The sequence below is a fragment of the Streptomyces sp. NPDC025618 genome, from assembly GCF_055558795.1.
In genome coordinates this window covers 98,242-123,950 of the sequence record NZ_JBVHLW010000006.1, presented here as the reverse complement: position 1 = coordinate 123,950, position 25,709 = coordinate 98,242, and the positions used below count along the sequence as shown (strand labels likewise).

The window sequence follows — 25,709 nt, the reverse complement described above, 5'->3', positions numbered from 1 at the left end:
GGATCTCTCTTTTTCCCCCCCCCCCCCCCCCCCCCCCCCCCCCCCCCCCCCCCCCCCCCCCCCCCCCCCCCCCCCCCCTTCCTTTTCCCCCTCCCCCCCCCCCCCCCCCCCCGCTTGGGCGTTCCTGCCCCCGGCCGGACAGGCAGCAGGCCCGGATACGCAGAAGGTCCCCGCACTCCGTGAGTGTGGGGACCTTTTCGCGTCGGCGCAGCCGACCCGCTCACCGCAGGCGCGCCATCAGGGCGTGCTCGACCAGGGTGATGAGGGCGCTCTTGGCCTCGTTGCGGTGACGGGCGTCCGTCGTGATGATCGGCGCGTCCGGGCCGATCTGGAGGGCCTCGCGGACCTCCTCCGGGGTGTACGGCTGGTGCCCGTCGAAGCCGTTGAGGGCGATGACGAAGGGCAGGCCGCTGTTCTCGAAGTAGTCGACCGCGGGGAAGCAGTCCGCCAGCCGGCGGGTGTCGACGAGGACGACGGCACCGATGGCGCCGCGCACCAGGTCGTCCCACATGAACCAGAAGCGGTCCTGGCCCGGGGTACCGAAGAGGTACAGGATCAGGTCCTGGTCCAGGGTGATGCGGCCGAAGTCCATGGCCACGGTCGTCGTGGTCTTGTCCGGCGCGTGCGTGAGGTCGTCGATCCCCGCGGAGGCGGACGTCATCACGGCTTCGGTGCGCAGCGGGTTGATCTCCGAGACCGCGCCGACGAACGTGGTCTTGCCCACGCCGAATCCACCCGCCACCACGATCTTCGCGGAGGTGGTGGAGCGGACTGCCTCGCCGCTAGAGGTTCCGAAGTCCACTGAGCACCCTTTCGAGCAGTGTCACGTCAGGCTGGCCGCCGGCGGACTCGTCGCCGCCGGGCTGATGGATGGCGACGAGCCCGGCCTCCGCCAAGTCGGCGACGAGGATTCGGGCGACGCCGAGGGGGATGGAGAGAAGTGCCGAGATCTCGGCGACCGACTTGATCTCACGGCACAGATGGCAGATGCGCTGGTGTTCCGGCAACTGCCCTTGGAGCTGGGACGGCTGGGCCGTGGTGTGCACCAGCGCCTCGATGGCGAGCTGGTACCGCGGCCGGGTCCGGCCGCCGGTCATCGCATACGGGCGGACCAGCGGATTGTGCTTCTTGGCCCCCGAGGGGGACCCCTGAGCCGCACGCCGCTGCTGCTGTTGCTGCGGTACCTGCTGCATGTGCTGCGGCGGGCGCGGCGGCTCCGCGTGCGCTTGGTGGCTCGGCGCCGAAGGGAAGTTGAAGCGGTTCAACGGGGGCTGACCCTGCTGTTCATTGCCATACGGGTAACCGCCTGGGGGCGTTGCCACGTCAATCCTCCTCCAACTCGCCTGTCTGCTGCTGGTCGCGCCACCGCACCTTATGGCGCGGTGGCGCGAAACGCACTGCCTCTTTGCTAGTTGAGAAGGCTCCCCTGCAGTTCGGCGCGGAGATCGGGCGTGAGGACGGTGCCCGCGCGGTCGACGAGGAGGGCCATCTCGTAGCCCACGAGGCCGATGTCGCACTCGGGGTGCGCGAGTACGGCCAGGGAGGATCCGTCGGAGACGGACATGATGAAGAGGAAGCCGCGTTCCATCTCCACGACGGTCTGGTTGACCGCGCCGCCCTCGAAGATCCGGGAGGCTCCGGCCGTGAGCGAGGTCAGGCCGGAGGCGACCGCCGCCAGCTGGTCCGCGCGGTCCCGCGGGAAACCTTCGGACATGGCCAGAAGGAGTCCGTCGGCGGAGACCACGACGGTGTGGGACACCCCTGGGGTGTTCTCCACGAAACTGGTGATCAACCAGTTCAGGTTCTGCGCCGCCTGGCTCATCGGGCTCACACTAACGCTCCTGATCGTAGGTACCGCCGGGGCCGAAGCCCTGGTCGTGTTGCTCATGCTGCTCCTGCGCGCCGGCGGTGTCGCCGCCCGCGCTGCGTCCCTGCTGGATGCCGCGGCGCAGATTGCTCAGCCTGCCGCGTACGTCCTCCGGGGCACGGGATATCTGGGCGCCGCTCTGGGGGGTCTGCTCCGCCTTGCCCTCGATCAGATTGGCCTTGGGCACACGGCGGGGGAGACCGGAGGGGGTGATTCCGCCGGCTTTCGGCTCACGGAGCTGCTCGGCGCGGTGCCAGCGCTCGTCGTTCGCCGATCGCCAGTCGGGCTCGCTGCCCTCCTGCGGCTGCTGTGGGACGTCCTGCTGAGGCTGCTCCGCATCGCCGGCCCCCGCGGCGTCCTCGACTGAACCGGGCTGCTGCCACTGCTTCGCGCGGCGCGGCAGACCGGACCCGGTCAGCGAGTGGGAGCCGCTCGAGGCGGGGCCCGGACGGTCGAACTCTACGCGCTCCGGCTGTGCCGTGTCAGCGGGCGACAGGGTTTCCGAATCCGCTCCGTAACCCTGCTGGGTGGCGTTCCGGTACGGACCTGACTCCTGCCACCCGCCCTGCTGGGCCGGGGCGGCGAAACCGTCGAAGCCCTGCTGCGGGTCGGGATAACCCGGTTCCGCATACCCGGCGTCCGGATAGCCGGCCTCGGGGTAGGCGTGCTGGCCCGTCTGCTCGTAGGACTCGTAGCCCTGCTGCGGCGCCTGGTGCTGACCCGTCGCGTGCTGGTCCTGGGGCACCGCGTGCTGCCCGGTCGTGTGCTGACCGTGCTGCGGCACCGCGTGCTGGCCCGTCGCGTGCTGACCGGGGTACGGGACCGCGTGGCCGCCGGTGTCCTGGTCGGGCTGCTGCTCGTAGGGCTGCTGCTGGGCGGCCTGCTGCTCGTAACCCTGCTGCTCGAACGACTGCTGCTCGAACGGCTGCTGGGCGACCTGGTCCTGGAACAGCGGGCGGCCTTCGGCCACCTGTGCCTCCAGGGCCGCGCGGCGCTCCTCGCGCAGTCGCGAGCGGCCGAGCGGATCCAGCGCCGGGACGCCGGAGTTCTCCTGCCGGGGCTCGTAGCGCGAGTCGTCGAAGCCGAGCTCGGCGGCGGTGCGGGCCCGGCCCATGGGCGTCGCCTGCTGCTCGGGCACCATCCGGGAGACCGTGAAGTCGTCACCGGACAGCTCGTCCTCGCCGCCGCCACCGTGCGTGATGGCGTCCGGGAGCATCACCAGCGAGGTGGTGCCGGCCTGCTCGCCGGAGGGGCGCAGCTGGACGCGGATGCCGTGGCGGGTCGCCAGGCGGCCGACCACGAAGAGGCCCATGCGCTGGGCGATCGCGACGTCCACGGACGGCGGGTTGGCCAGGCGGTGGTTGATGTCCGCGAAGTCCTCGGCGGTCAGGCCGATGCCCTTGTCGTGGATCTCGACCATGACGCGGCCGTCGGGCAGCCGGGTCGCGGTGACGCGGACCTTGGTGTGCGGCGAGGAGAACGAGGTGGCGTTCTCCAGCAGCTCCGCGAGGAGGTGCACGAGGTCGGTCACGGCCAGGCCGTGGATCTCGGCGTCCGGGACGCCGGAGAGCTCGATGCGCTCGTACGCCTCCACCTCGGAGGACGCGGCGCGCAGCACGTCCACCAGCGGGACCGGCTGGTCCCAGCGGCGGCCGGGCTCCTCGCCGGCGAGGACCAGGAGGTTCTCGCCGTTGCGGCGCATGCGGGTGGCCAGGTGGTCCAGGCGGAAGAGGTTCTCCAGCTGGTCCGGGTCGGCCTCGTTCTCCTCCAGCTCCGTGATCAGGGTCAGCTGGCCCTCGATCAGGGACTGGTTGCGGCGCGAGAGGTTGGTGAAGATCGCGTTGACGTTGCCTCGCAGCAGGGCCTGCTCGGCGGCGAGCCGGACGGCCTCGCGGTGCACCTGGTCGAAGGCGCGGGCGACCTCGCCGATCTCGTCCCGGGTGGTGATCGGGATCGGCTGGATCCGGGTGTCCACGCGGCCGGGGTCGGTGCGCGAGAGCTGGTCGACCAGCGCGGGCAGCTGCTGCTCGGCGATGTCGAAGGCGGCGCGGCGCAGGTGGCGCATGTTGCGGCTCATCGAGCGCGCCATCATGCCGGCCACGAAGAACGCGATGATGAGGACCGCGATCAGGATCGAGGCGTTGATGTACGCGGTCTGCTGGGCGTCGGACGAGACGCTCTCGGCCTCGTTCACCGCCTTGTCGGCCAGTTCCTTCTCGACGTCGCGGTAGGCGTCGAACTTCGCCGTGGCGGCCGTGAACCAGCTGTCCGCGGTGATGTCCGCGGCCTTCAGCTGCTTCTGCGTGCTGCCCGCGGCGAGCGCGTTGAAGATCTTGTCCTGTTCGGACGTCTTGGCCTTGGTGGCCATGATGTCGTTCAGGCGGCTGATGTCGTCCTCGCTGCCGGCGGCGTCGTACTCACGCCGGGCGATGGACTCCAGGAAGTTGTACGAGATGAACGCGGTCGTCAGGGCGGCCCGGTCGGACTCGCTCTCGACCGGCTTGACCAGCAGGTGGGTGCCGATGGAGCGCTGGAGCGACTCGGCGGCCTTCGCCAGCTCGATCGCGTAGACCATGCGGCCGTAGGAGTTGTTGCCGGTGCCCAGCCCGAGCTCGTTGGCGAAGGTCATCAGCGGCTGCTGGATGGCGCCGTAGCCGTCCTCCGACTCCACCTTCGGCATGTCGGAGGTGAAGGCCTTCTTGCGCAGCTTCGGCAGCGTCAGCTCGGCCTCGCGGAAGAGCTTCAGGCGGCGCTTGAGGGTCGGGGTGCCCGGCGCCTTGGAGACGGCCTTGTCGAAGTCCGCCTTGGCGGCGTCCGTCGCGGCCTGCGCCTTCTTGACGACGGCGGCGTCGCGGTTGCCCAGCAGCATCGGCTGCGCGCTCAGGTCGCGCTCGTCGAGGACGGCGTGGGCGTACGTGGCGGCGGCACGGACCAGACGCGCGGTGTTCGCCGCGTCCTTGGCCTCGGTCCAGGTGTCCACCGAGCCCTTGACGTCCAGTCCGCCGAAGACCAGGGCCACCAGCACCGGGATCATCAGGATCGCGTTCAGGCGGACGGGCACACGCCAGTTGCGGGGTGAGAAGCGGCCGCCACGGGCCGCGGCCGGCGGGGCGGGCGTTTCGGGCACGTCGGAAGGCGGCACCGCTGTGCGCGACGGCGGGGTGAAGTTGCCCCGCTCGTCCCGCGCCTGCTGTGCGGCGCCCGTCTTTCTGCGCGTCACTCGACCAACAACCTCTCGGCGTCGGCACCTGCGTTGTGTGCCGTTTTTCGAACTGAGCCGTTACCGCTCAGTTCCTGGAATTCCAGCACGTCAGGCGTGCGCATTCCAAACAGTGCGCGCAGCCGACGGCCGAAGCGATTTGCCCGACATAAAACGGGCATTAAGAGCGAGCGGCGCCAAATGGCGGGCGAATCATGAGCAGAGCGAAGCGGGCCGAACGCGGACTGTGTCCACGTCCGGCCGATTCTCTGTCGAAACGTTATGAACGCACCGCCGGGTCGTGTTCAATACCACAACCCATTTCCGACAACCAGGAGATTGCGCGGAGCTACTTCAACCGCGCCATCAGGGCGTGCTCGACAAGAGTGATGAGGGCGCTCTTCGCCTCGTTGCGGTGGCGGGCGTCCGTCGTGATGATCGGGGTGTCCGGGCCGATCTGGAGCGCCTCGCGCACCTCTTCGGGCCCGTACGGCTGGTGCCCGTCGAAGCCGTTGAGGGCGATGACGAAGGGCAGGCCGCTGTTCTCGAAGTAGTCGACCGCGGGGAAGCAGTCGGCCAGCCGGCGGGTGTCCACCAGCACGACCGCGCCGATCGCGCCGCGCACCAGGTCGTCCCACATGAACCAGAAGCGGTCCTGACCCGGCGTCCCGAACAGATAGAGGATCAGATCGTCGTCCAGCGTGATGCGGCCGAAATCCATCGCCACGGTCGTCGTGGTCTTGTCCGGCGCGTGCGTGAGATCGTCGATCCCCGCGGAGGCGGACGTCATCACGGCTTCGGTACGCAGCGGGCTGATCTCCGAGACCGCGCCGACGAACGTGGTCTTACCGACGCCGAAACCGCCCGCCACGACTATCTTCGCGGACGTGGTGGAACGGCCGACGCCCCCGCTAGAGCTTCCGAAGTCCACTGAGCACCCTTTCGAGCAGTGTCACATCCGGCGTCCCGCCGGACTCGCCGCTGCCGCCCGGCTGGTGGATCGCCACCATTCCGGCCTCCGCCAGGTCCGCGACGAGGATGCGAGCCACGCCCAGGGGCATGTTCAGCAGCGCCGAGACCTCGGCGACGGACTTGACCTCCCGGCACAGGTGGCAGATCCGCTGGTGCTCGGGGAGCAGCCCCTGGAGGTGCGCCGGATCGGCCGTGGAGCTGACCAGGGCCTCGATGGCGAGCTGGTAGCGCGGCCGGGTGCGGCCACCCGTCATGGCATAGGGGCGGACCAGCGGCTGGTCGCCTTCACTCCCGTACGACGCGTGATGAGAAGCGCCGTACGGGCCGGGCGAGGCGGGCGGGGTCATGAATCCTCCGGACGGGACAGCAGGATGGCAATAATGCCGTCGAGCGGTGGCCGGTGGGGGGTTTTCGGCCGTGCGGTCGGACGGTATCTGCGGGGTGCGGGGGTCAGTTCAGCAGGCTGCCCTGGAGTTCGGCGCGGAGATCGGGCGTGAGGACGGTGCCCGCGCGGTCGACGAGGAGGGCCATCTCGTAGCCCACGAGGCCGATGTCGCACTCGGGGTGCGCGAGTACGGCCAGGGAGGATCCGTCGGAGACGGACATGATGAAGAGGAAGCCGCGTTCCATCTCCACGACGGTCTGGTTGACCGCGCCGCCCTCGAAGATCCGGGAGGCTCCGGCCGTGAGCGAGGTCAGGCCGGAGGCGACCGCCGCCAGCTGGTCCGCGCGGTCCCGCGGGAAACCTTCGGACATCGCCAGAAGGAGTCCGTCGGCGGACACCACCACCGTGTGGGAGACCCCCGGGGTGCTCTCCACGAAGTTGGTGATCAACCAGTTCAGATTCTGCGCCGCCTGGCTCATCGGACTCAACTAACGCTCCTGCTGGTAAGTGGGGCCAACGTTGTGGCTGCCGGTGGCCGAGGCGTTGCCGGCCTGACGGCCCTGCTGGATGCCCCGGCGAAGGTTGGTCAGCCGGCCGCGCACGTCGTCGGGCGCGCGCGAGACCTGCGGACCGGTCGGTTGGTTCTGCTGCTGCTCCGCGGTGCCCTCGACGAGGTTCGCGCGCGGCACGCGGCGCGGCAGGCCCGACGGGGTGATCCCGCCCGCGGCCGGCTCGCGGACCTGCTCGGCCCGGCGCCAGCGCTCGTCGTTGGGGGAGTCGCGCCAGTTGTCCTGCGCGGCCGGCTGCTGCCGGTCCGCCCGCGGGGCGGGCGGGACCTGCGAACGCTGCGGGTCGTCGAGGGTCTGGCGCGGCTCGCGCCGCGGCAGCCGTTGCGGGGTGCCCGCCGGGGGCACCGGCGCGGCGGGTGGCTGGTTCTCGTCCGTACCGCGGAACCAGTTGGACTCCAGCTCCTCGAAGAGCGGGGTCCGGGCGTCGCCCTGCGGAGCCCGGTCGGCGTCGGGACGGGCGTGACCGCCGTCACCGGCCAGCGGCCAGTCGTCCGCCGGGGCCTCGGGCCGCGCGTACTGACCGGACGTGCTGTTCGGGGCCTCGTCCGTACCCGGCAGGGCGTACTGACCCGTGTCGCCGGGCCGCGCGTACTGACCCGTGTCACCGGGCCGCGCGTACTGGCCGCTCGTGCTGTTCGGCGCGTCCGTGCCCGCGGGCAGGGCGAACTGGCCCGTCGTACCGGGGTCGTTCGGCTGCGCGTACTGGCCGCTCGCGCCGTCCGGGAGGTCGAACCCGCCCGTGGAGCCCGTGCCGTCGGGCCGCGCGTACTGGCCGGACGTGCTGCCGGACGGCTCGGGCGCGGAACCGATCGCGGGGAACTGGGCGGTGTCGCCGGGGCCGGCGGCGGGCAGGGCGAAACCGCCCGACGTGCCGTCCGCGGGCACGGGGTAGGTGCCGGTGGAGGCGGCGTCGACGTCCTGGTGACCGCGCGGGGTGTCCTGCGCGGCGCGGCCCGCGGCGTCCGAGGACGGCATCGGCCAGTCGTCGGCCGGCGGCGTCGGGGCGGCCTGCTGCTGCTCGTTGCCCCAGCTGGGGGTCTTGCGGGTCGGCAGCCCGGGCGCGGAGCCGGGAGCCGCCGCGGGACCGCTGCCCCGGCGCCTCGGCATCTGCGGGCGCCGGACGTTCTCGCTCGCCGGGGGGATGGAGGCGGGGCCGCCGTCACCACGGGACGGCAGCGTGGGACGGCCGTCGGCACCCGGGGCGCCCTTGGCGTCCGCGCCACCGCGCGGCGCGGCGTCGAAGAGGCTGCCACCGGTCGAACCGGCGGCGGGACCGGCGCCGTTGCCCGCGCCGGGCGCGGGGACGGGGCGCGTCGGCAGACCGCTCTCCGTCGTGGCGGGACGGCCGGCCAGCGCCGGGCGCGGGCCGCTGCCCGGCACCTGGCGGCGCGGCGCGGAGCCGCCCATCAGGCCGGGGCCGCCCTTGCCGCCGGGGGCCGGGGGCATGCCGGCCGGGGCGGGCGTGCCGGTGGCCCCCGGCATCGGCCGCTTGCCGCCCTGGGCGACGTCGACCGGCAGCATGACGAGCGCGGTCGTGCCGCCCGAGTCGGAGGGGCGCAGCTGGATGCGGACGCCGTGTCGCAAGGACAGGCGGCCGACCACGAACAGACCCATGCGGCGGGAGACCGAGACGTCCACGGTCGGCGGGCTGGCGAGCCGCTCGTTGATCGAGGCGAGGTCCTCCGGGGAGAGGCCGATGCCGGTGTCGTGGATCTCGACCAGCACGCGGCCGTCGGGCAGCGCGTGGCCGGTGACCTTGACCTTGGTCTGCGGGGAGGAGAACGACGTCGCGTTCTCCAGCAGCTCGGCGAGGAGGTGCACGAGGTCGTTGACCACGCGGCCGGCGACCTCGGTCGGCGGCACACCGCTGAGCTCGATGCGCTCGTACTGCTCCACCTCGGACGCGGCGGCGCGCAGGACGTCGACGAGGGGCACGGGCCGGGTCCACCGGCGGCCGGGCTCCTCACCCGCGAGGACGAGGAGGTTCTCGCCGTTACGGCGCATGCGGGTCGCGAGGTGGTCGAGCTTGAACAGCGAGGAGAGCTGGTCGGGGTCGGCCTCGCGGCTCTCCAGCTCGGAGATCAGCGACAGCTGACGCTGGATGAGGCCCTGGCTGCGGCGCGAGAGGTTGGTGAACATCGCGTTGACGTTGCCTCGCAGCAACGCCTGCTCGGCGGCGAGGCGGACGGCCTCGCGGTGCACGTCGTCGAAGGCCGCGGCCACCTTGCCGATCTCGTCCGTGCTGTGCACGCCGACGGACTCCACGGACGTGTCGACGTCCTGCGGGTCGGTCTCGGAGAGCTGCTTGACGAGCTCGGGCAGACGCTCCTGGGCGACCTTCTGCGCGGTGTCCTGCAGGCGGCGCAGCGAGCGCACCATGGACCGCGCCACGACGAAGGCGCCGACGAGCGAGATGCCGAGGACGAGCACGATCAGCACACCGTTGAGGATGGCTTCCTGCTGGGCGTCGTCGCGCAGCTCACGCGCCTTCTGCACCATCTGGGAGAGCAGGTCCTGCTCCACCTTGGACATCTCGTTGAGCTTGGTGCCGGACTGGTCGGACCAGTCGCGCCAGGACGTCTGGGCGTCCTTGATGCCGCCGTCCTTGGACAGGATGCGGTCGGCCAGGGCGTTCGCCGCGGTGACGTCGGCGACGCCGCCGTCGAGCGCCTGGAGCAGCGTCTTCGCGTCGTCCGCGTGGATCTGCGAGAACCGCTTCATCGTCTGGGCCTCGGCCTGCCGCGCCTCGTCGCCGTACTGGCGGTCGTTGGCGGAGAGGCTGGGGCCGCCCTTGGCGGCCAGCGCCGCGGTGATCACGGCGCGCTGGATGGAGGCGTACTCCTTGGCGGCGGAGAACGTCGCCAGCGAGCGGGTCGCGGTGATCATGTCGCTGTTGCTGGTGGCCTGGGCCATGTCCTGCGAGAGCGACAGCAGGGAGTTGATCAGCGAGTCGTAGTTGTTGACGGTCTGGGCGATGTAGCCCGGATCGTGGAAGGCGTTCTCGCGGACCGACTGGATCTTCTTCAGCTGGCGGGTGATGTCCACCAGGGTGGTCTTGACACCGACCATCGTCGGGTCGTTCGGCTTCAGCTCCTCGGTGGCCTGGCCGAACGCCTGGATGTTCTTGTCGGTGCGCTGACGGGTCGAGACGACGCTGTCGTCGTCCGTGGAGCCCGCGGACAGCGGGCCCGCGGACTTGTCGCGCTCGTCCTGCAGGGCGCTGGCCAGCGCGGTGGCCTTGCTCGTCATGTCCGTCAGGAGCTTCATGTGGTCGAGCTGGTCGACGTTCTGAAGCGAGCTGTCGATGCGCAGCGCGCCCAGGGTCGTCGCCGCGACGACGGGGAGGGCGAGCAGGGAGACGAGTCGGGTTGAAATGCGCCAGTTGCGCAGGGCTATTCGTGAGCCCGGCCCGCTGGGCCCCTTCGCCTTCGACGTGGACTTCGACCGTTCGGCGGATTCGCCACCGGTCGGCGCGTCGACGGACGTGCCGCGGTCGGTCGCACCGCGCGGCTCCGGCTCCGCCGCAGCGCTGCCATCCCTCTTGAAACGTCCCTGCACTAGCGTCGCAACCTCTGGACCAGGCGTCCCACCGGCGGAGCGGCGGGACGGTGTCGAGTCGTGGGGGGACCGCGGTTGCCCCCTGGCGGTCCGTGGAATTCCAGCACAGTGCCGGATCCCCCAACAAGGCCGGTGCACGACCCCCTCCGGTGTGTGACGCTCGGTGGTGTGAACCGTCACGGGTTGTAGAGGACCAGAGCCTTTATATGGGGCCATACACATCAATTCGGCCCGTCGGCACCCATGGCCGCCTCGTGTCCCAGTCGCCATGATCAGGAGCGGAACGTCAGCTTCAGCGATGCAATGTCCGTTTCGTGAAGGCGAAGCGGACGCCCGCTATGCGGCATTTTTCGGCATGCTCGTGAGCAAACTCACAAGCAACTCATGACTTCTCGCGCGGACGGCTGGGGATAGGCGCGCCTAGCCTGGTCCTTTACACAGGCCGCGAAAACGACCGCGACACACGACACCGCGAGGCAGCAAGTGCAGACGACGACCAAGAAGACGAAGACCACGACGACGCTGGTGTCCCGCAAGACCGCCAATCCGCGCCGCACGACGCTCGCCCACCTGGAGAGCGCCCAGGCGCTGCGCACCCTGGAGCCCCGCGAGCACGCCGTCGAGCTGCCCGCCGTCACGGCCAACCCGCGCCGCACCGTCCTCATGACCGCGCCGGTCGCGGCCCCCCAGGACTGACGTCCGGCGGCGCACGGGCCGCACACGCCCCCCGCGATAGCCTGATGTGGTCAGACTCCGGCCGGATCAGATAAGGGGCAACAGCTTCCCGTGCGCATCGCCAGGTTCTCCATCGACGGCAACGTCGCCTTCGGCGTCGTGGAAGGGGACGCCTCAACCGAAGGCGGCCCCGTCCTCGACATCATCAAGGGCCACCCCTTCGCCGAATTCGAGCGCTCGGGGCAGAAGATCCCCCTCTCCAAGGTGCGGCTCCTGCCGCCCGTGCTGCCCAACAAGGTCGTCGCCATCGGGCGCAACTACGCCGAGCACGCCGACGAGCTGGGCAACGAGGTCCCCGACGCCCCCGTCGTCTTCTTCAAGCCGTCCACCACGGTGATCGGCCCCGGCGACCCCATCGCCTACCCCTCCTTCTCCGGTGAGGTGCACCACGAGGCCGAGCTGGCCGTGGTCATCGGGCGGATGTGCCGCGAGGTCCCGCGCGAGCGCGTGAAGGACGTCATCCTCGGCTACACCTGCGCCAACGACGTCACCGCGCGCGACATCCAGCGGAGCGAGCACCAGTGGGGCCGCGCCAAGGGCTTCGACAGCTCCTGCCCGCTGGGCCCCTGGGTGGAGACCGAGCTCGACCCGAGTGACCTCGGCATCATGTGCACGGTCAACGGCGAACAGCGCCAGCTGGGCAGCACGAGCGCCATGGTGCGCTCCGTCGAGGACCTGATCGTCCACATCACCGAGGCGATGACGCTGCTCCCCGGCGACGTCGTCCTCACGGGCACCCCGGCCGGCGTCGGGCCCCTGAACGTCGGCGACGAGGTCGCCGTCACCATCGAAGGCATCGGCACTCTCACCAATAAGGTGATCAAGCGTGGCTAGCGCAACTCCTGTACGCGTCCGTTTCTGTCCCTCGCCGACCGGCAACCCCCACGTGGGTCTGGTCCGCACCGCCCTCTTCAACTGGGCGTTCGCCCGCCACAACGGCGGCACCATGGTCTTCCGCATCGAGGACACCGACGCGGCGCGCGACTCGGAGGAGTCGTACGAGCAGCTGCTGGACTCGATGCGCTGGCTGGGCTTCGACTGGGACGAGGGCCCCGAGGTCGGCGGCCCGCACGCCCCGTACCGCCAGTCGCAGCGCATGGACATCTACCGGGACATCGCGCGCAGGCTGCTGGACGGCGGCTACGCCTACCCGTGCTACTGCACCACCGAGGAGCTCGACGCCCGCCGCGAGGCCGCCCGCGCCGCCGGCAAGCCGTCCGGCTACGACGGCCAGTGCCGCGACCTGACCGCCGAGCGGAAGCAGGCGTACGAGGCCGAGGGCCGCAGCCACATCGTCCGCTTCCGCATGCCGGACGAGGCCACCACCTTCACGGACCTGGTCCGCGGCGAGATCACCGTCCAGGCGGAGAACGTCACCGACTACGGCATCGTCCGTGCCAACGGCGCCCCGCTCTACACGCTCGTCAACCCCGTCGACGACGCGCTGATGGAGATCACGCACGTGCTGCGCGGCGAGGACCTGCTGTCCTCCACCCCGCGCCAGATCGCGCTCTACAAGGCGCTGATCGAGCTGGGCGTCGCCAAGGACATCCCGGCCTTCGGCCACCTGCCGTACGTCATGGGCGAGGGCAACAAGAAGCTCTCCAAGCGCGACCCGCAGGCGTCCCTGAACCTCTACCGGGAGCGTGGCTTCCTCCCCGAGGGCCTGCTCAACTACCTCTCGCTGCTGGGCTGGTCGTTCTCGGCCGACCAGGACATCTTCTCGATCGACGAGATGGTGGCGAAGTTCGACCTCGCCGACGTCAACGCCAACCCGGCGCGCTTCGACCTGAAGAAGGCCGAGGCGATCAACGCCGACCACATCCGGCGCCTCGACGCGAAGGCGTTCGCCGAGGCGTGCGCCCCGTGGCTGCGGGCCCCGCACGCCAACTGGGCCCCGGAGGACTTCGACCCGGCGGCCTGGGAGGCGATCGCCCCGTACGCCCAGACCCGCGTCACGGTGCTGTCGGACATCACGGCCAACGTCGACTTCCTCTTCCTGAAGGAGCCGGTGCGGGACGAGGCGTCCTGGGCCAAGGCCATGAAGGAGGGCTCCGACGCGCTGCTGCGCACGGTCCGCGAGAAGCTCGAGGCTGCCGACTGGTCGAGCCCCGACGCCCTCAAGGACGCCGTGCTGGCCGCCGGTGAGGCGCACGGCCTGAAGCTCGGCAAGGCGCAGGCCCCCCTCCGCGTGGCCGTCACCGGCCGCACGGTCGGCCTGCCGCTCTTCGAGTCCCTGCAGATCCTGGGCCGCGAGCGCACCTTCGCCCGCATCGACGCGGCGCTGGCGAAGCTGGCCGCGTAGCCGTAGCGGCATACGTCCGGGCCGAGGGCCCTCTCCAGCGGTACGCGACCGCGGGAGAGGGCCCTCGGCCTTTCGCGGCGCCAGGGCCCTTACGGGGCGCGCGGGGGCCGCCCGGCGCCCTCGCGTGACGCCCCGGGCACCTCGGGGAGGTGTCCCGGCCGCTGCGCGGGCTTATCGGTTTTGGAGCACCCTCCACCTTCGGGTAATGTTCTTCCTGCGCCGCCCGAGAGGGCCGAGAGGCCGGAACGGACGGAGCAAGCCCGAACAAGACCCCTTCAGGGAGGTCGAGTTCCGGTGGGGTATGGTGTAATTGGCAGCACGAGGGTTTCTGGTTCCCTTAGTCTAGGTTCGAGTCCTGGTACCCCAGCAAAAGAAATTCACTCGGATTTCTTTTGATAAAGTAGGAAACGCAGTAAACAAAGCAGTAAAGCGCAGTGCGAGCCCCCGTTGTGTAGCGGCCTAGCACGCCGCCCTCTCAAGGCGGTAGCGCCGGTTCGAATCCGGTCGGGGGTACAGATCCTGAATTCATCACCATCCGGAGATTTCCCGGAGGCGAGGAATGGATCGCTAGGGCCCCCGTTGTGTAGCGGCCTAGCACGCCGCCCTCTCAAGGCGGTAGCGCCGGTTCGAATCCGGTCGGGGGTACGGGTAACACCATGGGCTATGGTGTAATTGGCAGCACGAGGGTTTCTGGTTCCCTTAGTCTAGGTTCGAGTCCTGGTAGCCCAGCGCAGAGAGCGATAGCTCTGCAAAGCAGCAAAGCAGGCCCCCGTTGTGTAGCGGCCTAGCACGCCGCCCTCTCAAGGCGGTAGCGCCGGTTCGAATCCGGTCGGGGGTACAAAAAGGAAAGATGCCTCCCGCATAAGCGGGGGGCATTTTTTCGTGTGGGCTTCCGCAGGCACGTACCGGGCCCGATAATCCACGCATGGCCCATACCGACGGCGCGCGACACCCCGGCGGCACGAGCGGCACGGCCGGCACGGTCCACGTCGGTGACCTCCGCCCCGGCGACCACGTCTGCGCCCTCTACGCCACGGACGAGGAACGGGCGTCGGTCCTGCGGGGATTCCTGCTCGCGGGCCTGGACGCGAAGCACAAGATCCTCTATCTGGCGGGCGCGGACGGCCCCGGGGGACCGGGAGAACTGCTGGAGCAGTGCCGCTTCACCGGACCGCCCCCGGTGCCCGCCGGGCAGCTGGAGGTGCTCCGGGCGGCCGAGCTCGCCCCGCGGCAGGGCGAGTTGGACCCCGAGGCGTTAGTCGGCTCGCTGCGGGCGGCCGTCGACCGCTCCCGCAGCGAGGGCTATCGCGCGCTGCGCGTCACGGGGGATCTGTGCACCGCTCTGTGCGACGGCCGGGACGTCTCCCGGCTGCTGCGCTACGAGGCCCTGCTGGCCGCGGAGTTCGGCTCCGGGGAGGCGCTGGCGGTCTGCCAGTGCGACACCCGCCGCTGCGACCCCGCCGCCCTGGACGCCTTCGCATCGGCTCACCCCAGGAGCGTCGAAGTGGATCCCGTCATCCGCACCGCCGAACTCGTCGTCCTCCGCACCTTCGACCCGCCGGGCCTGCGCATCGAAGGGGTGGTCGACACCGCCTCGCACCGGCACCTGCGCGACGCCCTCCAGTCCGTCGCCTCCGTCCGGGGCGACGTCCGCCTGGAGATGTCGCGAGTGGAATTCCTCGACCTGACGGGGCTGCGGCTGCTGATGACCTTCGCCAGGGCCCGCGCCGCCCGCCACTGCACCGTCGAACTGGCCGGGATGCCACCCCATCTGCTGCACGTCATCACCCTCATCGGCTGGGACCGCACCCCGGGCCTGCGGCTGGGGGCCGCCCATGCCTGCTGAGCACGGGGGGCCCGACGAGCCGGCGGGGCCCGGGCGGGGGTTCGTCCACCACGCCTGTCCGTACGGGAGCGACGCGGAGTTCCTGGCCATGGCGGTGCCCTTCGTCCGCGCCGGGCTGGCCGCCGGGGAACCGGTGCTGGCCGCGACGACGTCCGCCAACATCGAGCTGCTGCGCGCCGCCCTCGGGGACGGCGCGCGCGCCCTGGACACCGCCGAGACCGCGTACTTCGGCCGCAGGCCCGTCGAGCGGGTCCTCGCCTTCCTGCGCTACCACGAGCGCCGCGCCCGGCCCGGCCTGCGCATGCGGATGATCGCCGAGCCGGTGTGGAGCGGCAGATCCGCCCGCCAGAGAGCCGAGTGGAAACGCATGGAGTCCGGCCTGAACCTGCTGCTGGCCGCGCTGCCGCTGTGGATGGTCTGCCCGTACGACACCCGCGCCGTGCCGGCCGACGTGATCGAGGCGGCCTGCGCGACCCATCCCGCGCGGCTGGACGGCGAGCACGTGACGCCCTGCGCCGCCTACCGCGACCCGGCGGGCTACACGGCCTCGCTGTCACCCCCGGAGCTCCCGCCGCCGGCCTCGGCCGTCCTGGCCCCGCCGACGGCCGACCCCGCCGCCCTGCGCCGCTTCGCCCGCGCCCGGGCCGCCGCGGCGGGCCTGCGTGGCGAGCGGCTCGCCCTGGCCGAGCTCGCCGTCCACGAGGCGGCGGACCACCTGCTGGAGGCCGCCGGGGGCGCGCGGGTCACGCTGAGCGCCTGGGAGGAGCCGGGGGCCCTGGTGTACGACCTGTGGCGCCCCGGGCCGCACAGCGCCCCCGTGCCCGCGCTCGCGGGCTATCTCCCGCCCGGGGCGGACCCGGGCGGCGAGGACGGCCTCTGGCTCGCCCGCCGCCTCAGCGACTTCCTGGACGTACGGCCCCGGGACGGCGGCACCGGGGTCACCCTGCGCATCGCCGGGCCGACGGACGCGGAAGCCCTGTGAGGGCGGGCGCCGCGCCCGCCCTCACAGGGCTTCCGTACGGGGTCCGGCCGGTCAGCCGTTGCGGCGCAGGGCCTCGCTGAGGCGCACGGCCGCGTCGATGACCGCCTGGGCGTGCATCCGGCCCGGGTGCCGGGTGAGGCGCTCGATGGGACCGGAGACCGAGACGGCGGCGACCACGCGGTTGGACGGGCCGCGCACGGGCGCGGAGACCGAGGCGACGCCGGGCTCCCGCTCGCCGATCGACTGGGCCCAGCCGCGCCGCCGCACGCCCGAGAGCGCCGTCGCCGTGAAGCGGGCCCCCTGGAGGCCGCGGTGCAGCCGCTCGGGCTCCTCCCACGCCATCAGCACCTGCGCCGCGGAACCGGCCTTCATCGGCAGCGTCGAGCCGACGGGCACCGTGTCCCGCAATCCGGACAGCCGCTCGGCGGCCGCCACACAGATCCGCATGTCGCCCTGCCGGCGGTAGAGCTGCGCGCTCTCGCCCGTCACGTCCCGCAGGTGCGTGAGCACCGGGCCCGCCGTGGCCAGCAGCCGGTCCTCGCCCGCCGCCGCGGCGAGCTCGCTGAGCCGGGGGCCGAGGATGAAGCGGCCCTGCATGTCCCGCGCCACCATGCGGTGGTGCTCCAGCGCGACCGCCAGCCGGTGCGCCGTCGGGCGCGCGAGCCCGGTCGCCGTGACCAGTCCGGCCAGCGTCGCCGGACCGGACTCCAGCGCGCTCAGAACCAGAGCCGCCTTGTCGAGTACGCCCACACCGCTCGAGGCGCCACCAGAGTTGTCCATGAAACGATACTTGCGTCTCACACTGTGAAACGCAAGTTCAATTTCCCGGCGGACCCGCCAACCTGGAGGGACAGCAACCCACGAGCCACACGAATGGGACCGGCGGCGACGCCGGCCGGAGGGACAGCGATGGGACGGACACTCGCGGAGAAGGTCTGGGACGACCACGTCGTCACGCGCGCCGAGGGCGAGCCCGACCTCCTCTTCATCGACCTGCACCTGCTCCACGAGGTGACCAGCCCGCAGGCGTTCGACGGGCTGCGCAAGGCGGGCCGCCCGGTGCGCCGCCTCGACCTCACCATCGCCACCGAGGACCACAACACGCCCACCCTCGACATCGACAAGCCGATCGCGGACCCCGTCTCCCGCACCCAGCTGGAGACCCTGCGCAAGAACTGCGCGGAGTTCGGCGTGCGGCTGCACCCGCTGGGCGACGTCGAGCAGGGCGTGGTCCACGTCGTGGGACCGCAGCTGGGCCTGACCCAGCCCGGCACCACCGTCGTCTGCGGCGACAGCCACACCTCCACCCACGGCGCCTTCGGCGCGCTGGCGTTCGGCATCGGCACCAGCCAGGTCGAGCACGTCCTCGCGACCCAGACCCTGCCGCTGGCCCCCTTCCGGACGATGGCCGTCACCGTCGAGGGCGAACTGCCCGAGGGCGTCACGGCGAAGGACCTGATCCTCGCGGTCATCGCCCGCATCGGCACCGGCGGCGGCCAGGGTTACGTCATCGAGTACCGCGGCCCGGCCATCGAGAAGCTCTCGATGGAGGCGCGGATGACCGTCTGCAACATGTCCATCGAGGCGGGCGCCCGCGCCGGGATGATCGCCCCCGACGACACCACCTTCGCCTACCTCGAAGGCCGCCCTCACGCACCCCGGGGCGCCGACTGGGACGAGGCCGTCGCCTACTGGCGCACCCTGCGCACCGACGACGACGCCGTCTTCGACCACGAGGTGGTCATCGACGCCACCGAGCTCTCGCCGTTCGTCACCTGGGGGACCAACCCGGGCCAGGGCGCGCCCCTGTCGGCGCACGTCCCCGACCCCGCCTCCTACACTGACCCCTCCGACCGCTTCGCGGCCGAAAAGGCCCTGGAATACATGGGGTTGACGGCGGGTCAGGCGCTGCGCGACATCCGTGTGGACACCGTCTTCGTGGGCTCCTGCACCAACGGCCGCATCGAGGACCTGCGCGCCGCCGCCGCGGTCCTCGACGGCCGGCAGGTCGCCGACGGCGTCCGGATGCTGGTCGTCCCCGGCTCCGTGCGCGTCTCCCTCCAGGCCGTCGCGGAAGGGCTGGACAAGGTGTTCACCGCCGCCGGGGCCGAATGGCGGCACGCGGGTTGCTCCATGTGCCTGGGCATGAACCCCGACCAACTCGCGCCCGGCGAGAGGTCCGCGTCGACCTCCAACCGCAACTTCGAGGGCAGGCAGGGCAAGGGCGGCCGCACCCACCTGGTCTCGCCCCAGGTCGCCGCCGCCACCGCGGTCCTGGGCCGGCTGGCCTCCCCGGCCGACCTGGCCGACGCGTCCGACGTCCGCACTTCCGTAGGGGTCTGAGAGACATGGAAGCCTTCACCACGCACACCGGCCGGGCCGTACCGCTGCGCCGCGGCAACGTCGACACCGACCAGATCATCCCGGCGCACTGGCTCAAGAAGGTCACCCGCGACGGCTTCGAGGACGGGCTCTTCGAGGCGTGGCGCAAGGATCCGGAGTTCGTGCTGAACCGCCCGGAGCGCCAGGGGGCCACCGTCCTGGTCGCGGGCCCCGACTTCGGCACCGGCTCCTCCCGCGAACACGCCGTCTGGGCGCTCCAGAACTACGGCTTCAAGGCGGTCATCTCGTCCCGGTTCGCCGACATCTTCCGCGGGAACTCGCTCAAGAACGGGCTGCTGACCGTCGTCCTGCCGCAGGAGACCGTCGACGCCCTGTGGCGGCTGACCGAGGCCGACCCCACCGCCGAGGTGACGGTCGACCTCGTCGGGCGCCAGGTCCGGGCCGCGGGCATCACGGCTGGTTTTGAGCTTGACGAGAACGCGCGCTGGCGTCTGCTGGAGGGTCTGGACGACATCGGGCTGACCCTCCGGCACGAGGCCGACATCGCCGCCTTCGAAGCCCGCAGGCCCGCGTACAAGCCGTCCACGGCCCAGTTCTGACACGGATTTCAGCCCCGTTCGGCCGCTGGCCGACACGCTTGTGGGGACCCGGATTTTCGCTGCTCACCCAGGGTTTGACATGATGCGCCCCCTGTCTTCGGACAGGGGGCGCATCGCTTTGTTGAGGCCCTGTGAAGCGACAACTCGCCTCAGATGGCACAATCGGTGCATGGAACGCGACAGCCAACTCGAGCTTTACCGGCTCGTCGCCGACCAACTCAAGCAAGCGCACACCAGGGTGCGCACACTGCAAGTCCCGGAGGGCGTACGGATGGCGCTGTCCCGGAAGCTGCTGGCCATCACGGCCGCGGCAAAGCACGATCTCTCAGGCGCGGCAAAGCGTCTGGACCGGCTGATGAACGACCTCGACGAGGGCCGTTTCCCCGAAGAGCCCGACCGTGACGGAACTCCGTGATGGTCGAGTTCGTTGCGGCACAAGGGTGATTAGACCGTTTCGTGTTTGATTTGCGGTATATATCTGCCTAACGTGCGAAAAGGCTGGAACGCATTCGTTCCAGCAATGTCTCCGAAGGGGAAGACGTGAACAAGGCGCAGCTCGTTGAAGCGATTGCCGACAAGCTCGGTGGCCGTCAGCAGGCCGCAGACGCGGTCGACGCGGTACTCGACGCGATCGTCCGTGCAGTTGTCGCCGGGGACCGGGTCTCGGTCACCGGCTTCGGCTCGTTCGAGAAGGTCGACCGTCCGGCCCGTTACGCCCGCAACCCGCAGACGGGTGAGCGCGTGCGGGTCAAGAAGACCTCCGTGCCGCGCTTCCGCGCGGGCCAGGGCTTCAAGGACCTGGTGAGCGGCTCGAAGAAGCTGCCGAAGAACGACGTCGCCGTGAAGAAGGCGCCGAAGGGCAGCCTTTCGGGCGGCACCAAGGTGACGGCCAAGGCCGCGGCCAAGAAGGCCACCGCCAAGAAGGTCACCGCGAAGAAGGCGACCCCGGCCGCCAAGAAGACCACGGCGAAGAAGACCACCGCCAAGAAGACGACGGCCACCGCCACCAAGGCCGCCGCGAAGAAGACCACGGCGAAGAAGGCCACCCCGGCCAAGAAGGCCACCACGGCCACCAAGGCCGCCGCCAAGAAGGCCACCACGACGGCCAAGAAGGCGACCGCCACCACCAAGAAGGCGGCTGCGAAGAAGACCGCGCCCGCCAAGAAGGCCACGGCGACCAAGGCTCCGGCGCGCAAGACCACGGCGCGCAAGACCACCGCCAAGAAGGCCGCCGCCAAGAAGTAAGGCTGCGACCGCGTCACGCGCCGGGCCGGGCTCCCTCCGGGGAGCCCGGCCCGCGGTGTGTGCGCGGCCCCTGGAGGGCCGTTCAGAAGCTCTGGAGTCAGAAGGTCTGGAGCGTCACCAGGGAGATGTTCCCGGCGCTCTCGCCCTGACCCGCGTACTCGATCCGCACCCGCTGGCCGGGCCGCAGCAGCCGCAGACCGCCGGCGTCGAACGCCGCGGCGTCGAAGGGCACCGGGGTGCCGTCGTCCAGCAGCACACTGCCGGAGCGGGTCTGAGGGTCGTAGGTGTACGCGGTGGCCTGCATGGGTCGAGCCTACGCCCGCGGCGCCGGGTGGCCCGCCCGTCCCCGGGCCCGGCGGGCGGGAGGAGCCGGGCGGGGGAGCCGGGCGGTGGCGGCGAGCGGTGGCCGGGGTGCCGTCCGGGGCGCCGGGCGACATCGGGTGGCCTTGTGCGGCCCGGGGCTGCACCGGACGGCACCAGGACGGCATCAGGCGGCCCCGGGCGGCTTCGGGCGGCGGTAAACCCTCAGGGCACCGCCTGGCCCGCCAGTCCCGGTCCGCCCGCCGGCAGGCCCGCCGCCGCGGCCGTCCGCGGGCCGAGGCCCAGCGCCCGCGCCGTCCGCAGATCGGCCTCCGTGTCCACGTCCTGGCGCACGGAATCGACCCCTGTCAGCTCGATCTCCCGGGCTCCCGACGCACGGTGACGGGCGCGCGAACGGCCCTCGAACGCCGGAGCCAATTCCATTCCGGGAGCCGCCGCGAGAAGCGTCGTCCCGATTCCCGCCGCGTCCGCGAGAAAAGCCCGCGGGAATTCCGCCGCGGAATCGAGCACCCGCCCGAGTTCCACCGGCCGCAGCGCCGGCAGGTCCGCGTTGAGCGTCGCCACCGCGGACCGCGGACTTCGCGCCCGCACGGTGCGCGCGCCGTGCGCCAGCGCGCCGTTCAGCCCGCCGGGCCCCGCCGGCTCGGGCAGCACCCGGGCCCCGAGGGCCGTCAGCTCCGCGCCGGCGAGCGGATCGTCCGTGACGACCACCACACCCCCCACCGCCGGACAGGCCAGCGCGGCCGCCACCGTGTCCAGGGCGAAAGCCAGCGCGAGGGCGGGCCGCGGAGCGTGCCCGGTCCCCTGCGCGAGGCGGCTCTTGGCCTGGGACAGCGGCTTCAGCGGCACCACCAGGGTCCAGGCCACATCCGCCCCCTCTCTTCGCATCAGCCTCATTGTCACCCGCTGCCTCAGTCACGCGAGGGGCGCGGGGTTACGGTGTTCTCGACAGACCGGGTACCTGGGGCGACACTTGTGCGGCCCCCGGGTTCATACAGCTCCCAGGTCCCGAGAGAAGGGTGTCCGAGTGTCCCGCCACAGAATCGGCTTCTGGTACCGCTTTACGGCGGTGTTGGCAAAACCGCCGCTCGTGGTTCTGTTCAAGCGGGACTGGCGCGGAATGGAGCACATTCCGGCCGACGGCGGGTTTATCACCGCGGTCAACCACAACTCGTATCTCGACCCGCTCTCCTACGCGCACTTCCAGTACAACACCGGCCGCGTCCCCCGCTTCCTGGCCAAGGCGGCGCTGTTCAAGGGCAGCTTCGTCGGCGCGGTGCTGCGCGGCACCGGGCAGATCCCGGTCTACCGCGAGACCACCGACGCCGCCACCGCCTTCCGGGCCGCCGTCGACGCCATCAACAAGGGCGAGTGCGTGGCCTTCTACCCCGAGGGCACCCTCACCCGCGACCCCGAGATGTGGCCGATGGAGGGCAAGACCGGCGCCGCCCGTGTGGCACTGCTCACCCAGGCGCCCGTCATCCCGGTCGCCCAGTGGGGCGCCAACGAGGCCATGCCGCCGTACGCCAAGGAGAACAAGCTCCGGCTCTTCCCCCGCAAGACGCTCAAGGTCCTCGCGGGCCCGCCCGTCGACCTCTCCGCGTACTACGGCAAGGAACCCACCGCCGAGGTGCTGCGCGCCGCCACCGACGAGATCATGGCCGCCATCACCGCCCTCCTCGCCGAACTCCGCGGCGAGAGTGCCCCCGCCGAGCCGTACAACCACCGCAAGGCGCGCGCCGCGGCCCGCCGCCAGGCCCAGGAGGACACCAAGTGACGCGCTGCGCCGTCTACGGCACCGGATCCTGGGGCACCGCCTTCGCGATGATCCTCGCCGACGCGGGCTGCGAGGTGACGATGTGGGGCCGCCGGGAGTCCCTGGTGACGGCGATCAACACCACCCGCGTCAACGCCGACTACCTCCCGGGCACCGAGCTCCCCGCGGGCGTGCGGGCCACCACCGACCCCGCCGAGGCCGCCGCCGGCGCGGACTTCACCGTCCTCGCCGTGCCCTCGCAGACCCTGCGGAGCAACCTCACCGAGTGGGCACCCCTGCTGGCCGCCGACACCGTCCTCGTCTCCCTGATGAAGGGCGTCGAACTGGGCACCGCCAAGCGGATGAGCGAGGTGGTCGAGGAGGTCGCCAAGGTCTCCGCCGACCGCGTCGCCGTCCTCACCGGGCCCAACCTCGCCAAGGAGATCGCCGCCAGGCAGCCCGCCGCGGCCGTCGTCGCCTGCCGGGACGAGACCGTGGCCAAGCGGCTCCAGGCGGCCTGCCACACGCCGTACTTCCGCCCGTACACCAACACCGACGTCGTCGGCTGCGAACTGGGCGGCGCCGTCAAGAATGTCATCGCGCTCGCCGTCGGCATCGCCGACGGCATGGGCCTCGGCGACAACGCCAAGGCGTCGCTCATCACCCGCGGCCTGGCCGAGACGACCCGGCTCGGCCTCGCCATGGGCGCCGACGCGCACACCTTCGCCGGCCTCGCCGGGATGGGCGACCTCGTGGCCACCTGCTCCTCGCCGCTCTCCCGCAACCACACCTTCGGCACCAACCTCGGCCGCGGCATGACCCTCGCCGAGACCATCGCGGTCACCAAGCAGACCGCCGAGGGTGTCAAGTCCTGTGAGTCCGTGCTGGATCTGGCGCGCAGGCACGACGTCGACATGCCGATCACGGAGACCGTCGTGGAGATCGTCCACGAGGGGAAGCCGCCGCTGGTGGCCCTCAAGGAGCTGATGTCGCGCAGCGCCAAGCCCGAGCGGCACTGACGCACCCCGTACCACCAGGTAGTCTCGTCGCGATATGAGCAGCGAGACCACCACCCAGAGCCCTGACCGGAGCCGTAAGCCGCGCATCGCGGTCGTGTTCGGCGGTCGCAGTTCCGAGCACGCGATCTCGGTCGTCACCGCCGGCGCCGTCATGGGCGCGATCGACCGTACGAAGTACGACGTGCTGCCGATCGGCATTACCACCGACGGCCGTTGGGCGCTCACCGCCGACGACCCCGAGCGGATGGCCATCGCCGGCCGCACGCTGCCGAGCGTCGCCGAGCTCGACCGCTCGCCCGACGGCACCGTGGTGCTGCCGGTCGACCCCGCCTCCCGCGAGGTCGTCTACACCGAGCCGGGCACCGTCCCCAAGGCGCTGGGCGAGGTCGACGTCGTCTTCCCCGTGCTGCACGGCCCGTACGGCGAGGACGGCACCCTCCAGGGCATGCTGGAGCTCTCCGGCATCCCCTACGTGGGTGCCGGTGTGCTCGCCTCGGCCGTCGGCCAGGACAAGGAGTACATGAAGCGGGTCTTCATCTCCTACGGCCTGCCCGTCGGTCCGTACGAGGTGGTCCGCCCGCGCGAGTGGCAGGCCGATCCGGCCGCCGCCCGCAAGAAGATCGTCGACTTCGCCGGTGAGCACGGCTGGCCGCTCTTCGTGAAGCCCGCCCGCGCCGGTTCCTCCATGGGCATCACCAAGGTCGACGACCTCGCCGGCCTGGACGACGCCATCGCCGAGGCCCAGCGCCACGACCCCAAGATCATCGTGGAGTCGCTGCTGCGCGGCCGGGAGATCGAGTGCGGCGTGCTGGAGCTCGCGGACGGGCCGCGCGCGAGCGTCCCGGCCGAGATCCCGCCGGTCACCGCCCACGACTTCTACGACTTCGAGGCGAAGTACATCGACTCCGCCGCGGGCATCGTCCCGGCGCCGCTGACGCCGGAGCAGACGGCGCGCGTCCAGGAGCTGGCCGTCCAGGCATTCGACGCCGTCTCCTGCGAGGGCCTGGTCCGCGCGGACTTCTTCCTCACCGAGGACGGCGAGTTCGTCATCAACGAGATCAACACCATGCCCGGCTTCACGCCCATCTCGATGTACCCGCGGATGTGGCAGGAGAGCGGCATGAGCTACCCCGAGCTGGTCGACGCGCTGATCCAGGCGGCGCTGCGCCGCTCCACGGGCCTGCGCTAGTCGACGTAGCCGAAGGGGATCGTCTTCTTGACGGCGTCGGCGAGATCGGTGAGCGCACCGAGATCGCCGGCGTCACCGACGACCTTCTTCGGCAGCGTCACCTCCACCCACACCTCCCGGTGCACGGTGGTGCAGCGGATGCTCCCGTCGGACCGCTGCTCCGGCAGCCACTCCACACCGTCGGCCTCGACCGAGCCCGTGGAGGGCGCGTACGTCTTGGACCCCTCCCGGATGATCTCGGGGCGCCGCACCCCGCAGCGCAGCGCGATCGGCGGGTCGCCCCAGACAGCGGTGAAGTCCGAGGCGGGAGCGGCAGCGCGCCGCTTCATCCCGTCCACGGACTCCGGAAGTGCCTTGTGCAGTGCCCGGCAGGGCTCGACCGCCCGCGCCGGCGGCGTGGGAACCGCGGGGCCCGCCGTGTCGTTGCCCGAGGAACAGCCAACGGCGGCGAACAGTACGACGACAGCGGGCAGGCCGAGCGACCGGCGGGGCGAGAACTTCACCGGGCGAGCATACGGGGGACCTACAGATGGACGACCGGGCAGGTCAGTGTGCGGGTGATGCCCTCCACCTGCTGGACTTTCGCGACCACCATCCGGCCGAGCTCGTCGACCGTCTCGGCCTGGGCGCGCACGATGACGTCGTACGGACCGGTCACGTCCTCGGCCTGGATCACTCCCGTGATCTTTCCGATGACTTCGGCCACGGTCGACGCTTTGCCGACCTCGGTCTGGATCAGGATGTACGCCTGTACCACGGAACCTCCAGGGCGGCTACGAGGATCATGTGGGGAGAAGAGACGCCACGGTACCGCGTCGC

General features: G+C 71.2%; 25 protein-coding genes and 5 tRNA genes. 17 read left to right on the top strand and 13 right to left on the bottom strand.

Annotated features, from left to right (window positions below; genetic code table 11):
• Nucleotides 1-220: 220 nt before the first annotated feature.
• The 8 genes from ACZ4A5_RS08660 to ACZ4A5_RS08625 all read right to left on the bottom strand — a co-directional run bounded on the left by ACZ4A5_RS08660 (nucleotide 221) and on the right by ACZ4A5_RS08625 (nucleotide 10,550).
• A complete protein-coding gene (locus ACZ4A5_RS08660; protein WP_116214070.1) occupies nucleotides 221-802 on the bottom strand; it encodes a GTP-binding protein in 582 nt (193 codons plus the stop codon).
• The gene (locus ACZ4A5_RS08655) at nucleotides 783-1,322 is read right to left on the bottom strand and encodes a DUF742 domain-containing protein (RefSeq protein ID WP_467579980.1); all 540 of its coding nucleotides are present in this window, start codon (nucleotides 1,320-1,322) and stop codon (nucleotides 783-785) included. Before ACZ4A5_RS08655 ends, ACZ4A5_RS08660 begins: the two co-directional genes overlap by 20 nt.
• An 86-nt stretch (nucleotides 1,323-1,408) precedes the next feature.
• A complete protein-coding gene (locus ACZ4A5_RS08650) occupies nucleotides 1,409-1,822 on the bottom strand; it encodes a roadblock/LC7 domain-containing protein (RefSeq protein ID WP_162890378.1) in 414 nt (137 codons plus the stop codon).
• Between the two features lie 10 nt (nucleotides 1,823-1,832).
• Complete coding sequence (locus ACZ4A5_RS08645; RefSeq protein WP_467579977.1) at nucleotides 1,833-5,087, bottom strand: sensor histidine kinase; 3,255 nt, start codon at nucleotides 5,085-5,087, stop codon at nucleotides 1,833-1,835.
• Between the two features lie 328 nt (nucleotides 5,088-5,415).
• Entirely contained in the window at nucleotides 5,416-5,997 is a 582-nt protein-coding gene (locus ACZ4A5_RS08640) for a GTP-binding protein (protein ID WP_361526071.1), read from the bottom strand.
• Nucleotides 5,978-6,385, bottom strand: coding sequence for a DUF742 domain-containing protein (locus ACZ4A5_RS08635; protein ID WP_116214075.1), 408 nt, complete (start codon nucleotides 6,383-6,385; stop codon nucleotides 5,978-5,980). The genes ACZ4A5_RS08640 and ACZ4A5_RS08635 overlap by 20 nt, the downstream gene beginning before the upstream one ends.
• 103 nt (nucleotides 6,386-6,488) lie before the next feature.
• Nucleotides 6,489-6,902: a roadblock/LC7 domain-containing protein gene (locus ACZ4A5_RS08630; protein ID WP_301894302.1), complete on the bottom strand. Its 414-nt coding sequence runs from the start codon at nucleotides 6,900-6,902 to the stop codon at nucleotides 6,489-6,491.
• Between the two features lie 9 nt (nucleotides 6,903-6,911).
• Nucleotides 6,912-10,550 carry a sensor histidine kinase gene (locus ACZ4A5_RS08625; RefSeq protein WP_467579972.1) on the bottom strand — a complete coding sequence of 1,213 codons (3,639 nt, stop codon included), beginning with the start codon at nucleotides 10,548-10,550 and terminating at the stop codon, nucleotides 6,912-6,914.
• A gap of 483 nt (nucleotides 10,551-11,033) precedes the next feature.
• Here ACZ4A5_RS08625 and ACZ4A5_RS08620 point away from each other — a divergent pair, with 483 nt between their 5' ends.
• From ACZ4A5_RS08620 to ACZ4A5_RS08575, 10 genes are all read left to right on the top strand, one after another.
• Nucleotides 11,034-11,246 (top strand): hypothetical protein, encoded by a 213-nt coding sequence (locus ACZ4A5_RS08620; RefSeq protein ID WP_398869822.1) that lies wholly within the window; start codon nucleotides 11,034-11,036, stop codon nucleotides 11,244-11,246.
• A gap of 90 nt (nucleotides 11,247-11,336) precedes the next feature.
• A complete protein-coding gene (locus ACZ4A5_RS08615) occupies nucleotides 11,337-12,119 on the top strand; it encodes a fumarylacetoacetate hydrolase family protein (RefSeq protein ID WP_467579968.1) in 783 nt (260 codons plus the stop codon).
• A complete protein-coding gene (gltX, locus tag ACZ4A5_RS08610) occupies nucleotides 12,112-13,590 on the top strand; it encodes a glutamate--tRNA ligase (RefSeq protein ID WP_467579965.1) in 1,479 nt (492 codons plus the stop codon). The genes ACZ4A5_RS08615 and gltX overlap by 8 nt, the downstream gene beginning before the upstream one ends.
• 295 nt (nucleotides 13,591-13,885) lie before the next feature.
• Nucleotides 13,886-13,957: transfer RNA gene (locus ACZ4A5_RS08605), tRNA-Gln, on the top strand.
• Between the two features lie 73 nt (nucleotides 13,958-14,030).
• Nucleotides 14,031-14,103 (top strand) — tRNA-Glu (locus tag ACZ4A5_RS08600).
• A gap of 59 nt (nucleotides 14,104-14,162) precedes the next feature.
• Nucleotides 14,163-14,235 (top strand) — tRNA-Glu (locus ACZ4A5_RS08595).
• 12 nt (nucleotides 14,236-14,247) lie between these two features.
• A tRNA-Gln gene (locus tag ACZ4A5_RS08590) sits at nucleotides 14,248-14,319 on the top strand.
• A gap of 36 nt (nucleotides 14,320-14,355) precedes the next feature.
• Nucleotides 14,356-14,428, top strand: a tRNA-Glu gene (locus tag ACZ4A5_RS08585).
• Nucleotides 14,429-14,515: 87 nt separating this feature from the next.
• The gene (locus ACZ4A5_RS08580; protein ID WP_467579962.1) at nucleotides 14,516-15,436 is read left to right on the top strand and encodes an MEDS domain-containing protein; all 921 of its coding nucleotides are present in this window, start codon (nucleotides 14,516-14,518) and stop codon (nucleotides 15,434-15,436) included.
• A complete protein-coding gene (locus ACZ4A5_RS08575; protein ID WP_467579959.1) occupies nucleotides 15,426-16,418 on the top strand; it encodes an anti-sigma factor RsbA family regulatory protein in 993 nt (330 codons plus the stop codon). Before ACZ4A5_RS08580 ends, ACZ4A5_RS08575 begins: the two co-directional genes overlap by 11 nt.
• Before the next feature lie 51 nt (nucleotides 16,419-16,469).
• On the opposite strand, the gene ndgR is transcribed toward ACZ4A5_RS08575, so the two are convergent.
• Nucleotides 16,470-17,198 carry an IclR family transcriptional regulator NdgR gene (gene ndgR, locus ACZ4A5_RS08570; RefSeq protein ID WP_087926089.1) on the bottom strand — a complete coding sequence of 243 codons (729 nt, stop codon included), beginning with the start codon at nucleotides 17,196-17,198 and terminating at the stop codon, nucleotides 16,470-16,472.
• 129 nt (nucleotides 17,199-17,327) lie between these two features.
• Between ndgR and leuC the strand changes: the two genes are divergently transcribed.
• From leuC to ACZ4A5_RS08550, 4 genes are all read left to right on the top strand, one after another.
• A complete protein-coding gene (gene leuC, locus ACZ4A5_RS08565; protein ID WP_467579954.1) occupies nucleotides 17,328-18,761 on the top strand; it encodes a 3-isopropylmalate dehydratase large subunit in 1,434 nt (477 codons plus the stop codon).
• Between the two features lie 5 nt (nucleotides 18,762-18,766).
• Nucleotides 18,767-19,360, top strand: coding sequence for a 3-isopropylmalate dehydratase small subunit (gene leuD / locus ACZ4A5_RS08560; protein ID WP_467579951.1), 594 nt, complete (start codon nucleotides 18,767-18,769; stop codon nucleotides 19,358-19,360).
• Nucleotides 19,361-19,529: 169 nt separating this feature from the next.
• A complete protein-coding gene (locus ACZ4A5_RS08555) occupies nucleotides 19,530-19,775 on the top strand; it encodes an SCO5555 family protein (protein ID WP_116214085.1) in 246 nt (81 codons plus the stop codon).
• 125 nt (nucleotides 19,776-19,900) lie between these two features.
• Nucleotides 19,901-20,605, top strand: a complete 705-nt coding sequence (locus ACZ4A5_RS08550) for an HU family DNA-binding protein (protein ID WP_398869830.1) — start codon at nucleotides 19,901-19,903, stop codon at nucleotides 20,603-20,605.
• A 97-nt stretch (nucleotides 20,606-20,702) separates the two neighbouring features.
• On the opposite strand, the gene ACZ4A5_RS08545 is transcribed toward ACZ4A5_RS08550, so the two are convergent.
• Nucleotides 20,703-20,909, bottom strand: coding sequence for a hypothetical protein (locus ACZ4A5_RS08545; RefSeq protein WP_467579947.1), 207 nt, complete (start codon nucleotides 20,907-20,909; stop codon nucleotides 20,703-20,705).
• A 221-nt stretch (nucleotides 20,910-21,130) separates the two neighbouring features.
• Nucleotides 21,131-21,793, bottom strand: a complete 663-nt coding sequence (cofC, locus tag ACZ4A5_RS08540) for a 2-phospho-L-lactate guanylyltransferase (protein WP_467580208.1) — start codon at nucleotides 21,791-21,793, stop codon at nucleotides 21,131-21,133.
• A 160-nt stretch (nucleotides 21,794-21,953) separates the two neighbouring features.
• Here cofC and ACZ4A5_RS08535 point away from each other — a divergent pair, with 160 nt between their 5' ends.
• The 3 genes from ACZ4A5_RS08535 to ACZ4A5_RS08525 are packed head-to-tail and all read left to right on the top strand — an operon-like array spanning nucleotide 21,954 to nucleotide 24,890.
• Entirely contained in the window at nucleotides 21,954-22,703 is a 750-nt protein-coding gene (locus ACZ4A5_RS08535) for a lysophospholipid acyltransferase family protein (protein ID WP_398869833.1), read from the top strand.
• Complete coding sequence (locus ACZ4A5_RS08530; protein WP_467579944.1) at nucleotides 22,700-23,701, top strand: NAD(P)H-dependent glycerol-3-phosphate dehydrogenase; 1,002 nt, start codon at nucleotides 22,700-22,702, stop codon at nucleotides 23,699-23,701. Before ACZ4A5_RS08535 ends, ACZ4A5_RS08530 begins: the two co-directional genes overlap by 4 nt.
• A 34-nt stretch (nucleotides 23,702-23,735) precedes the next feature.
• Nucleotides 23,736-24,890, top strand: coding sequence for a D-alanine--D-alanine ligase family protein (locus ACZ4A5_RS08525; RefSeq protein ID WP_467579942.1), 1,155 nt, complete (start codon nucleotides 23,736-23,738; stop codon nucleotides 24,888-24,890).
• Here ACZ4A5_RS08525 and ACZ4A5_RS08520 read toward each other — a convergent pair.
• Nucleotides 24,887-25,393, bottom strand: a complete 507-nt coding sequence (locus ACZ4A5_RS08520) for a DUF3515 domain-containing protein (RefSeq protein ID WP_467579940.1) — start codon at nucleotides 25,391-25,393, stop codon at nucleotides 24,887-24,889. The genes ACZ4A5_RS08525 and ACZ4A5_RS08520 overlap by 4 nt on opposite strands.
• A gap of 20 nt (nucleotides 25,394-25,413) precedes the next feature.
• A complete protein-coding gene (locus ACZ4A5_RS08515) occupies nucleotides 25,414-25,647 on the bottom strand; it encodes an Lrp/AsnC ligand binding domain-containing protein (protein ID WP_361527676.1) in 234 nt (77 codons plus the stop codon).
• Between the last annotated feature and the right edge of the window lie 62 nt (nucleotides 25,648-25,709).